The following is an 11,848-nucleotide window of genomic DNA, read 5'->3' on the forward strand; positions in this document are numbered from 1 at the left end:
AAAGGAGCTGAGGACATGAAGACAATTATTCATAATAGCTGGCAAGAAATGTTGGCGGAGGAATTCAGTCAACCATATTACAATGAGTTAAGAGAATTTTTGAAAAAAGAATATTCAACACAGACGATTTATCCGGATATGTATCATATCTATTCGGCATTGGAACTGACGCCATATGAGGATGTCAAAGTAGTGATTTTAGGTCAAGACCCATATCATGGGCCGAATCAGGCACATGGCTTGAGTTTTTCTGTACAGCCTGGAATCAAGACACCGCCTTCTTTAGTGAACATCTACAAAGAGCTGCAGGAGGATTTAGGTTATGCACCGGTCAATCATGGTTTTTTGGAGAGCTGGGCAAAACAGGGAGTATTGCTTTTGAATACGGTTCTGACGGTTCGGGCAGGACAGGCGTATTCTCATCGTGGTCAAGGCTGGGAGCAATTGACAGATGCTGTAATCAAAAAGCTGAATGAACGGGAGAAACCGGTTGTTTTCATTTTATGGGGCAAACCGGCACAGGATAAAATGCGGATGATCGATACGAATAAGCATGTGATCATCAAGTCGCCGCATCCTAGTCCCTTATCAGCACACCGCGGATTTTTCGGGTCAAAACCGTTCTCTCAGGCAAATCAGGCATTGCAGCAGCTAGGCGAAGAGCCTATCAATTGGCAGCTTCCTGATACAGTGTCTTAAAACAGCGTGAAACTGTTATAGTATAGATTGACAAGTTTGTGAAAAAGTTATCATAATAAGGTTTTTTCATTGATACAGACAAAAAAAACTGTTATTTTCTTTTGGAATAGTGTATGATTGTGAATGTACATGTAAAAGAATATTGGAGGGTGTATTGTGGAACTATTCGATAACTTAAAAGCGAAAGTCATTAACAAAAATGTGAAGATTGTTTTTCCGGAAGCATTAGATCCAAGAATTTTAGGTGCTGCAGCTCGTTTAAAAGCAGAAGAATTACTTGAGCCTATTTTGATTGGTAAACCGGAAGAAATCGTTAAGGCAGCCCATGCACGTGGGATCAAGACATCTAATTTTACGATCATCGATCCTGATAACTATGATCAATGGGATGAAATGGTTGAGTCATTTGTAGAACGTCGTAAAGGGAAAGTCAGCAAAGAAGACGCTGAGAAAATTCTTAAAGATGTTAACTACTTCGGTACAATGTTGACATATATGGGAACTGCTGATGGAATGGTCAGTGGTGCGATCCACTCAACAGGTGATACAGTGCGTCCTGCATTGCAAATCATCAAAACAAAACCTGGTGTGAGTCGTACGAGTGGTGCGATGATCATGTTCCATGGTCGTGGACAGGAAAGATACATTTTCTCTGATTGTGCAATCAACGTGAACCCAAATGCTGAAGAGTTAGCTGGAATCGCGATCGAAAGTGCAAAAACAGCGAAGTTATTTGATATCGAACCTAAAGTAGCAATGATGAGCTTCTCAACAAAGGGTTCTGCGAAGGCTCCTGAAGTGGATAAAGTCGTTGAAGCGACAAAATTGGTAAAAGAAATGGCGCCGGATTTGGACATCGATGGTGAATTACAATTTGATGCTGCTTACGCTGCATCTGTTGCACAATTGAAAGCACCAGGTTCTGACGTTGCGGGTAAAGCGACAGTCTTTGTTTTCCCTGAACTGCAATCTGGAAATATCGGCTACAAAATTGCTCAGCGCTTAGGTAACTTTGAAGCGATTGGACCAATCCTGCAGGGCTTGAACAAGCCTGTTTCAGATTTGTCTCGTGGAGCGAATGAAGAAGATGTATATAAACTTGCTCTTATTACTGCTGCACAAGCAATGATGGATAAGTAAGTCAAAGCAATCTAAAAGAGAGTGGGACAATAATCTGTTGCCACTCTTTTCCATACCCTAAATCCGAATAAACGGCGAGTCAGAAGTAGCTCCTACGACAATAAGCCGGAATTCAACAAAAATTTGTAAAACAATTTTCGTGAATTCCGGCTTATTGCTTGTAGCTAAACACTTCTGTCTCAGCCTCTTTATTTGCTGTGTGTAAAATTATAATACAGGTAGGCAAGTGAGCCCTCCTGTATTATTTCTATTTGCACATCATCGCACAATCAGAAGGGATAACTATTTCAAATACTCATCCTTTGTAAATTCGGTCTCTTCATATTTGCCCTTTTCTCCATAAAAACGATTGTAGCGTTGCTTGAATTTACGGAAAAGGTAGATAACAAAGACCTTGAGAAGACAGTAAATCGGAATTCCGAAGATTACACCAACCAAGCCTAAAAGATCACCCATAACAAGCAATACCAATAAAATGGTGATTGGATGGATTTTCAATTTGTCGCCCATCACTCGTGGAACGACCAAATCGCCATGAATCAGTTGAACGACAAACCAAACGATTAGGAATTTGATTCCCATAAAGGTCGAATCCTGAAAAGCAATGATCAGTCCGGGGATGAATGCGATAAAAGGTCCAATATATGGAATAATACATAGAATCCCAGCAGCAAGAGCCAGAATTCCGGCAAAAGGCATACCAATCAAAAGGAAGGTCGGTAGATACATCACACCTAAAACAAGAGATGCAATGATTTGCCCCTTCAGATAGTCACCAATTTGGATGTTTACGATTTGACTGAGTTCATCAAAATCATTTCGGAAAACCGGCGGCATGATTCCTTTCAAGGTTTTGTAGAACTTTTCTTTATCCTTCAGTAAGAAGAATGCAATAATTGGCCCAGTAAATAACGTCAGAAAAGTCGTTGATACTGCAGAAAAAACATTGCCTAACCCTTGGGCGCCTTTTTCTAAGTAATCACCTGCGACACCACTGATTTTACTCCAGAGATTTTCCAGAGATTCCGTTGCTTGACTGAATTCTCCGGCGAACGGTGTTTTAGCAACAAAGGATTCTGCAGTTTTTTGAAAGTCATTTAAAAAGGTTGGGAATTGCTCGATCAACTCTTCAGTTTGTTTTTGAATCATTGGGAAGAGCTGCAGTCCACCTAAGAACAGCAGTGCCAAAACTAAAACATAGAGTCCGGCAATGATCCAAACTCGAGGCAGCTTCTTATCTAGTCGCTTTACGACAGGGTTCAATAAATAATAGATAATGATTCCGAAAACAGCTGGAGGAAGAACGGTAACAAAAATAACAAAAATAGGTGTAAAAATAAATGAAATCGTATGAAGCAAAAAAATCAATATGGCGGTAAGACATAGTACGGCTAGAGTGAATATCAGATTCCCTCCGCCTAAAAAGCGTTGCCAGCGGCTTTTTCTCTTTTCCATTCTCGCTCCTCCTTTTAATAACTTAAGATTTTGTTATTCGTCCACCAAGACTGCAAAAGGTAAAGTGCAAATTTCCCCATATTTAGGTAGATGAACAAATAAAACAGCAATAATAAACAACTGTATGTTTGAAGTATATATTACATTTATTATAGACTATCGTTGCATAACTGTAAAAACAAAGGAACAGGTGGTGACTAGTATTTTTATCGAGAAGAGGTTGCTAAAGAGATTTAGAGATAAAATCCTGTTGCTGTAGTGCGTCCAATGATCACTTTATGATATACTCTCAAAAAGGAAAGCATCTTGATAATAGTTTTTGAAAACAGAAAATACTATTTAAGCACTTAAGAGAAGTGCTGTTGTCAATAATCGAAGCGATGGAACGAAAGGGCATGAGAGAAAATGAAATTAACAGTAAAAAATAGTCACGAAACTGAAGCTCTGGCGAAGGTGATCGGCACCGTTGCTCAGGCGGGTGACATTATCATATTATCCGGTGATTTAGGTGCCGGGAAAACAACGATGACAAAAGGGATCGCTCTGGGGCTGGGCATCGACAAAATGATCAAAAGCCCTACTTATACAATCATTCGAGAGTATCAGGGAGGTCGCTTGCCGCTTTATCATATGGATGTGTATCGCGTGGAGGGACAGACAGAGGATCTGGGGCTGGAAGAGTATTTTGAAGGAGAGGGGCTGAGTGTTGTCGAATGGGGACAGCTACTTGGGGAAGATGGTCCGGAACAATACCTCGCGGTTGACTTAGAAAAAAATCCTGCTGCAGAAGAAGAGCGTATGATTTCTTTAGATGGGATCGGTGCAGCTGGATCGGCGCTTCTTGAACGAATCGAAGAGCAGTGGAAGGAGAACGGCAAATGACAGAAGAGATTGAACTGACAATCAGAGAAGCGATACCTGATGATGCACAGCAGATCATTGATGTTTTACAGAAGGTTGCTGTTGAGACTCCGTATTTAGTGATGGATGGGAATGGGGAGCCGATGATTATTGAGGATATGGAACATAATTTAGCTGAGCTCTATGACTCACCAAATAATACATTGATGGTGGCGACCCTCGATGGTCAAATTGTTGGCACGGCTTCCGTCAGTGCTTCTAAGCAAAAACGAATGGAGCATCTTGGTGAGATTGGCATCAGTGTTCTGAAGGAGTATTGGGGCTTTGGTTTGGGACGTACTATGATCGAAGCGCTGATTGATTGGGCTTTTGAAGGAGGGATTATCCATCGTCTGGAGCTAACTGTTCAGGAACGAAATGAGCGGGCAATCAAGCTATATGAAAAAATTGGATTTCAGACAGAAGCGGTCATGTCCCGAGGGGCAAAGACGGATGATGGAGAGTTTTTAGATGTACGATTAATGAGTTTACTGATCGATTGAGAGGGGAGCATTTAAGCGACATAAAAAAAGTTTTTATTTCCGAAGGGTTATTGTTTGCAATTTTATTTGAGCGATAGTATTATAATCTCACAACAACTAACAACCCTTTTTATTTTTCATTTAACTCCTTTTTCCCATCCTTATTTTAATAAGGGTGGGTACTTTTTTTATAATAAAATTGTTATAATAATTTTATTATGGTGTAAATTACTATCTTTTAGTATGAAAGTATTTATAATTATGATAATATTGTTATAAAGCTTGGATAACAATATTTTTAATTAGGAAAACATAGACATTGTGTTGAATCTCTGGGGAATCATTAAAAGATGAGTCGTGTCTTTTGTGAATGGGAGCGCTATGTCTGGTAATTGTTTACATAGAAGCGGAGATATAGTGGATGGAAAAGAAAGATAGAAATGATTTTTTTGCGGAGCTTGAACAGGAAGAAAATCGAATTGCCCATGAACACTATAGGGCAGAGCAGACAGAGAAAGAAATGAGTAAGCTTCGGACTGATTATGAAGGATTGTTTTATAAGTCGACGCAGCTATTTTCAAAGCTGGAAAAGCTGTTTCATAAGAGTCAGACAAGATATGTTTTCACTGAACTATTTTCTGAAGTAAAGAGAGAAGAACAGGATATTTTTGAACGAATAGATGGAGAAAAAGCTGCTTTACATCTGAAGAAGAAAGAATTGGAGCAGCGAGAAAATGAGATTTACTATGAGAAAAGACGGTTAAAGGAAGAACTGCGTTGACGTCTTGAGGAATAGATGAGATTTGTGTTTTTCAACAATGACAGAGGCTGAACGAAGGAACCGACAGAGCGAGCTGACCCAAGAAAGCGAGAGAAAGAATCTGGCTTTTGATGGAGGCTGTGAATTGTCAGGTTCTTTTTTTTGTTTACAGGTATATTTTTGTGTGGTACGATGTAAATCGTAATTATTACTATTTATATTTTAGGAGGACATGTCATTGAGAAAGTCAGGCGTTTATACAGGTATACTTACATTATTTATTTTCGGTCTGGTCGGCTGCGGCACAGTGAAGAATTCTGAAAGTCAAGAATCATCATCTTCGATGAGTGAAGAAACTTCAGAGACTGCCCATGATCACGATCACTCTCATGTGAAGACACCGGCAGCAGAAGGTATTTTTGAGGATTCTGAAGTAGAGGACCGCACACTTTCAGAATGGGAAGGAGAATGGCAATCTGTTTTTCCGTATTTAGAGGCTGGTAAGCTGGATGAAGTGTTTGAGCATAAAGCAGAAGATGGAGAAAAAACTGCTGATGAGTATAAGGAATATTACACGATTGGCTATCAGACAGACGTAGAAAAAATTGATATCTTTCAGGATTTGATTTCATTTTACAAAGATGGAGAATGGGCCTCAGGAAATTATGAATATGCAGGATATAAAATTTTGACTTATGAATCCGGTAAAAAGGGTGTTCGCTACTTATTCGACAAGGTAAAAGGAGATGAGGCTGCACCTAAGTCAATACAGTTCAGTGACCATATTATTGCTCCGGAGCAGTCAGGGCACTACCACATTTACTTTGGAAACTTAAGTCAGGAAGAATTGTTGAAAGAAATGGATAATTGGCCGACTTATTATCCAGCTTCGATGTCTACCTCGGCTATTGTACATGAAATGCTGTATCATTGATCCGCTCTTAGCATGGACTTATGCTGCAGTTGTTGATGGATTAGGTGTAGACAAGGTGAGCTGTTTTGAAAGTATAGGGAATGTTGACGTGAGCTGTTCCTGTATGCTATAGTTTCTCTAATTGGTAATGATAATCATTATCATTTAGTGGGGAGAGAATGAATTGATGAATAGCAAAATAGAAGCTGTCATTCGAGAGCGTAGAACAATAAGGGAAGTACACGGAGAAGAAATCTCAGAAGAATTATTGACGAGTATTTTGGAGGCTGCCGCATATGCACCGTTTCATTCGGCTAAGGAACCATGGAAAGCCTACATGATTCGAGGACAGGAAGAGCACAAAGAATATATTGAACGAGTGCTGAACTGTTATTCAAGAATCAAGGTATGGGAAAAATTTGGTGCTGAACGAATTTTAGATTTTGAAGAAAAAACACGCAGTTATTATGAAATGATACCTGTTTCGATGGTCATTACAAGTAAGCAGATTCATGAAGAAAAAGCAGATTTTGAAGCAGTATTGGCAACTGCAGCGTTGATTCAAAATATACAGCTGCTTGCATGGGAGCAGCAAATTGGTGTGACTTGGCGGACAACAGCAGATATTTTTGATAAAGTATTTCAACAGGAAATTGGTATTCCCAGCAATGAAAAAATAGTAGGAACACTTCATTTTACGCAAATCCCGAAAAAAATCCCGAAAGCAAAGAATCGACAACCAGTATCAGATTGGCTTCACTCGTTGGAACTGCCGATTTTATAAAGAGAAAAGCCATGTTCGCTGCTGAGATTAGCGGACATGGCTTTTATTTTAGTAGTTGTTTTTCTATTTCCAACGGATTGAGATTCAGTGAGTATAGCTCAATAGAGATATGTTCAAGGGAAAGTAGTGTGTCCTTTGCTGATAACTCATAGATTTCAATAAAGCAAACCTCTTCTTTTTCTTGAGCCGATAAACGCATTTTCAAGTGCAGGTATTATTTGGTTGTGTTCAAATCGTATGGATGACATATATTGATCCGTCTTAAAGAAGAAGACTGCAGTCCCTTTATGGAAGAACGACCACTATCGTACAAGACAATCGATATGTGAAGCGGCAATTATTTCCTGGTAAGCAAATAGATCCTCTGAATGGAGTTGCGGGATGTCATGCATAGCATATTCTCTATTCAAGTATTCATATTTTTTTTCTCCAAATTGATGAAAGGGCAGAAGTTCAACCTTCTCCACACCATAGTCACTAAAGAGCTTTGCAAAGTGCTTCGCATCATCTAAGCTGTCATTATAAAAGGGAATAACTGGAATCCGAACAACCAAATCAGAATGCTGAGCTGCAGCAGTCTTTAAATTTTCCAAAATCAATTGGTTGGAAACGTGTATCCCAGCTTGATGTTTTTCATCATCATAATGCTTTACATCAAAATAAAGCAGATCGACATATTGAATGAACATCTCAAAGACATCATTTTTGGCATACCCTGTGGTTTCGCAAGCGGTATGAATTCCTCTTTGCTTCAGTTCTTGCAGCAGCTTAGTCGCAAATTCAGCCTGATAAAGCACCTCTCCACCAGACAATGTAACCCCACCATTAGATTCTTCATAGAAAGGCGTGTCCTTCAGAACATCATCAAGAATTTCTTCCATTGATTTATATTCTCCAACAAGAGTTGTCTGTTTTTTTTGATTATCCCACATTTCTTCAGGCCTACCAGATTGAGATTCAGGGTTGGCACACCAATAGCATCGTAGCGGGCAGCCTTTAAAGAAGACTACTGAACGAATACCGGGTCCGTCATGGATACTAAATTTTTGGATATTGAAGATACAGGCTTTCTCATTCATCATGAATCCCTCCTAATTTCAAGATAAGCTTATCACGATATTGATCAAACGTAAATGTTTTTTATTACGAACGAAACTTTTCGGCGGTTTGAGATATGAATAGTGCTGTGATAGAATAAAAAAGCGAGGAGGGTATTATGTCTAGAGAAGAAAAGATTATTTCCATGGTTAGCAAGCAAAAAAAAATAGAAGTCAACCGTTTGGCAGAGCTGCTGAAGGTTTCGAAAGTAACAATCAGGAAAGATTTAGATAAATTGGAAGCCCGGGGGATCTTACATAGGCAGCATGGGTTTGCCCTATTGAATAACGAGGCAGATATCAACTATCGCTTGGCTAAGAACTATGAGTTAAAACTGAGAATTGCTAAAAAAGCCGCTGAAACAGTATCTGACGGGGAAATGGTCATGATCGAATCTGGTTCAACCTGTACTTTATTAGCTGAAGAGCTGGCTTTTCAGCGAAACGATATTACGATCATTACCAATTCCAGCTTTATTGCGTCCTACATCAGAAAAGCAGAAAGTGTTAAAATCATCCTGTTGGGAGGCGAATATCAAAAGGAATCTCAGGTAAATGTCGGACCTTTGGTGAGACAGGTGATTGAGAACTTCCATGTAGATAAAATTTTCGTAGGAGTTGATGGCTGTGATTTGGCACGAGGCTTTACAGGCAGTGACATCAATCGATGTGATACAGCAAAGGTCATGGCAGGACATGCCAATAAAACGATTCTGCTTACCGATTCAAGCAAGTTTGAAAAAAAAGGAGCCGTTGCTGAATTTGCTTTTAAAGAAATAGCAGAGGTCTACACAGATAACGGTATTCCCAATCAAATAAAATCTTTCCTTGAGAAAGAGCAGATTTCCGTAACAACGGTTTAACAGATGCTAAAAGCTGTTATTGCACAATTGTGCAGTAGCAGCTTTTTTTATAGTAATGATTGAGAAATTTTCAATGTGATGGTACAATTTGTTCGAAAGAAACTGTTTTGCGTTTCGAAAGAACTTTTTAGATAAAACGGAGGTGCTTTACAATGAATGCTGTAATCAAAGAAAAACAGAAGAAGCCTTATTTTGGGAATTTAACAGGAAGAATGGAGGACTATAGAGAAAGTGTTCTGACTGCCAAGCCCTATATCTGTGCGGAACGAGCGCTTTTGGCAACAGAAGCTTATAAAGAACATCAAAACCAGCCAAATGTTGTGAAGCGTGCATTGATGCTAAAAAACATTTTGGAAAAGATGTCTATTTACATTGAAGATGAGACGATGATCGTTGGGAATCAGGCTGCTTCTAATAGAGATGCACCAATATTTCCAGAGTATACTTTGGAGTTTGTTTTGAATGAGTTGGATTTATTTGAAAAACGGGACGGCGATGTATTTTATATTACAGAAGAAACGAAAGAAGATTTGCGATCGATTGCTTCGTTTTGGGAAAATAATAATTTGAGAGCTAGAGCAGGTGCTTTACTTCCTGATGAAGTCTCTGTTTTTATGGAGACAGGATTCTTCGGCATGGAAGGAAAGATGAATTCCGGAGATGCTCATTTAGCGGTGGATTACAGAACTGTACTTGAAGTCGGCCTTGTCGGATACAGAGAGCGAACACTTAGAGCAAAAGAAAATTTGGATTTGACAGAGCCTGAAAGCATCGATAAATATCAGTTCTATCAGGCGGTATTGATAGTCTTGGACGCAGTGAAACTATACGCAGAGCGTTTCTCAGCTTTAGCCATGGAGCTGGCAGGAGGCGCCGATCCAAAAAGAAAAGCGGAATTATTGGAAATTAGTCGCGTATGCGGCAAGGTCCCAAATCAGCCAGCTGAAACATTCTTAGAAGCCATCCAATCGGTTTGGTTCATCCAATTGATCCTGCAAATTGAATCGAATGGTCACTCTTTATCCTATGGGCGCTTCGATCAGTATATGTATCCTTATCTGAAAGCAGATATAGATAGTGGAAAGGTAACTGAGGGTGAAGCAGTCGAGCTGTTGACGAATCTGTGGATCAAAACTTTAACGATCAACAAGGTCAGGAGTCAGGCGCATACGTTTAGTAGTGCAGGGAGTCCGCTTTATCAAAATGTGACGATTGGCGGTCAAACGAGAGAGAAGGAGGATGCGGTGAATGAACTGTCTTATCTTGTTCTGCAAAGTGTTGCGCAAACAAAGCTGCCGCAGCCGAACTTGACAGTGCGTTATCATTCCGGCTTGGACAATCGATTCATGAATGAATGTATCGAGGTCATGAAACTAGGCTTCGGGATGCCGGCCTTCAACAATGATGAAATCATTATTCCTTCTTTTATAAAAATTGGTGTTACTGAAGAAGATGCGTATGATTATAGTGCAATAGGTTGTGTTGAAACGGCTGTTCCCGGTAAATGGGGCTATCGTTGTACAGGAATGAGCTACATGAATTTCCCAAAAATCTTGATGATTGCAATGAATGACGGAATCGATCCGGTTTCCGGTAAACGATTTGTGAAAGGGTATGGACACTTCAATGAGATGAAATCTTTTGAAGAACTGCAGGCAGCTTGGGATAAAACCGTTCGAGAGCTGACACGTATGAGTGTGATTGTAGAAAATGCTATCGATCTGGGACTTGAGCGAGATGTGCCGGATATATTGTGCTCGGCATTAACAGAGGATTGTATTGGACGTGGAAAAACACTCAAGGAGGGCGGTGCAGTCTATGACTTTATTTCCGGACTTCAAGTTGGAATTGCTAATTTGGCAGATTCCTTGGCAGCCATCAAACTGCTGGTATTTGAAGAAGGTAAAGTAACACAGACGGAGCTCTGGGAAGCGTTGATGACGGATTACGAAAGTGACCGCAGCAAAGAAATCCAACAGATGCTCATCCATGATGTTCCTAAGTATGGAAATGATGATGATTACACAGATGATTTGGTGACAAAGGCCTATGACAGCTATATAGAAGAAGTGAAGAAATACCCCAGCACTCGTTTTGGCCGTGGACCAATTGGCGGGACCCGCTACTCAGGTACATCCTCTATTTCTGCAAATGTTGGACAGGGAAAAGGAACAATGGCAACGCCGGATGGACGAAATGCATGGGTTCCGCTGGCAGAGGGCTGTTCCCCGTCCCATAACATGGATAAAAACGGTCCTACTTCTGTCTTGAAATCTGTTTCCAAGCTGAGAACAGAAGAAATAATCGGCGGTGTACTGCTAAATCAAAAGGTCAATCCGCAAACCTTGGCAAAAGAAGAGGATAAGCAAAAGCTGATCATGCTCCTTCGAACCTTCTTCAATCGACTGCAAGGGTACCATATCCAATATAATGTGGTTTCTCGTGAGACCTTGATCGATGCACAAGAACATCCCGAAAAGCACCGTGACCTGATTGTCCGAGTTGCTGGCTATTCTGCCTTCTTCAATGTATTATCCAAGGCGACTCAGGATGATATCATTGAGCGAACAGAGCATGTGTTGTAGTAGACGAAGAGTTTGAGAGTTATTTCATCTCAAACTCTTTTACAGCATAAGAGAGTGGGACAATAGTCTACTCTCAAAAAGAAAACAAGTCTGATTTTGATGATCAATATCAAAATCGGGCTTGTTTTTTCTTCTTTTCGTCTCTTTCTCTCCATGTGCTTCCCTAATTT

At 40.0% G+C, this 11,848-nt stretch carries 11 protein-coding genes; 9 read left to right on the forward strand and 2 right to left on the reverse strand.

Annotated elements, in window-relative coordinates:
- Positions 1-15: 15 nt before the first annotated feature.
- The gene (locus I6N96_RS11815) at positions 16-699 is read left to right on the forward strand and encodes a uracil-DNA glycosylase (protein ID WP_209557736.1); all 684 of its coding nucleotides are present in this window, start codon (positions 16-18) and stop codon (positions 697-699) included.
- A 156-nt stretch (positions 700-855) separates the two neighbouring features.
- A complete protein-coding gene (gene pta / locus I6N96_RS11820; protein ID WP_209557737.1) occupies positions 856-1,839 on the forward strand; it encodes a phosphate acetyltransferase in 984 nt (327 codons plus the stop codon).
- A gap of 282 nt (positions 1,840-2,121) precedes the next feature.
- On the opposite strand, the gene I6N96_RS11825 is transcribed toward pta, so the two are convergent.
- Positions 2,122-3,294: an AI-2E family transporter gene (locus I6N96_RS11825; protein WP_209557738.1), complete on the reverse strand. Its 1,173-nt coding sequence runs from the start codon at positions 3,292-3,294 to the stop codon at positions 2,122-2,124.
- Between the two features lie 405 nt (positions 3,295-3,699).
- On the opposite strand from I6N96_RS11825, the gene tsaE reads away from it, so the two are divergent.
- The 5 genes from tsaE (at position 3,700) to I6N96_RS11850 (ending at position 7,133) form a co-directional block, all read left to right on the forward strand.
- Entirely contained in the window at positions 3,700-4,176 is a 477-nt protein-coding gene (gene tsaE, locus I6N96_RS11830) for a tRNA (adenosine(37)-N6)-threonylcarbamoyltransferase complex ATPase subunit type 1 TsaE (protein WP_209557739.1), read from the forward strand.
- Positions 4,173-4,697 (forward strand): GNAT family N-acetyltransferase, encoded by a 525-nt coding sequence (locus tag I6N96_RS11835; RefSeq protein WP_209557740.1) that lies wholly within the window; start codon positions 4,173-4,175, stop codon positions 4,695-4,697. Before tsaE ends, I6N96_RS11835 begins: the two co-directional genes overlap by 4 nt.
- A gap of 400 nt (positions 4,698-5,097) precedes the next feature.
- Entirely contained in the window at positions 5,098-5,457 is a 360-nt protein-coding gene (locus I6N96_RS11840; RefSeq protein ID WP_209557741.1) for a DUF3958 family protein, read from the forward strand.
- 217 nt (positions 5,458-5,674) lie between these two features.
- Complete coding sequence (locus tag I6N96_RS11845) at positions 5,675-6,370, forward strand: metal-binding protein ZinT (RefSeq protein ID WP_245186941.1); 696 nt, start codon at positions 5,675-5,677, stop codon at positions 6,368-6,370.
- A gap of 166 nt (positions 6,371-6,536) precedes the next feature.
- Positions 6,537-7,133 (forward strand): nitroreductase family protein, encoded by a 597-nt coding sequence (locus tag I6N96_RS11850; protein WP_209557743.1) that lies wholly within the window; start codon positions 6,537-6,539, stop codon positions 7,131-7,133.
- Positions 7,134-7,435: 302 nt separating this feature from the next.
- Here the strand turns inward: I6N96_RS11850 and I6N96_RS11855 are convergent, their stop codons facing one another.
- On the reverse strand, positions 7,436-8,212 hold the full coding sequence (locus I6N96_RS11855) for a glycyl-radical enzyme activating protein (RefSeq protein ID WP_209557762.1): 777 nt from the start codon (positions 8,210-8,212) through the stop codon (positions 7,436-7,438).
- A 137-nt stretch (positions 8,213-8,349) separates the two neighbouring features.
- On the opposite strand from I6N96_RS11855, the gene I6N96_RS11860 reads away from it, so the two are divergent.
- Both I6N96_RS11860 and I6N96_RS11865 read left to right on the forward strand, forming a co-directional pair.
- Positions 8,350-9,093, forward strand: coding sequence for a DeoR/GlpR family DNA-binding transcription regulator (locus tag I6N96_RS11860; RefSeq protein ID WP_209557744.1), 744 nt, complete (start codon positions 8,350-8,352; stop codon positions 9,091-9,093).
- Between the two features lie 152 nt (positions 9,094-9,245).
- Positions 9,246-11,678: a glycyl radical protein gene (locus I6N96_RS11865; protein ID WP_209557745.1), complete on the forward strand. Its 2,433-nt coding sequence runs from the start codon at positions 9,246-9,248 to the stop codon at positions 11,676-11,678.
- The last annotated feature ends 170 nt before the right edge of the window (positions 11,679-11,848 follow it).

The organism is Enterococcus larvae (assembly GCF_017830045.1).
GTDB classification, from domain to species: Bacteria; Bacillota; Bacilli; order Lactobacillales; family Enterococcaceae; genus Enterococcus_L; species Enterococcus_L larvae.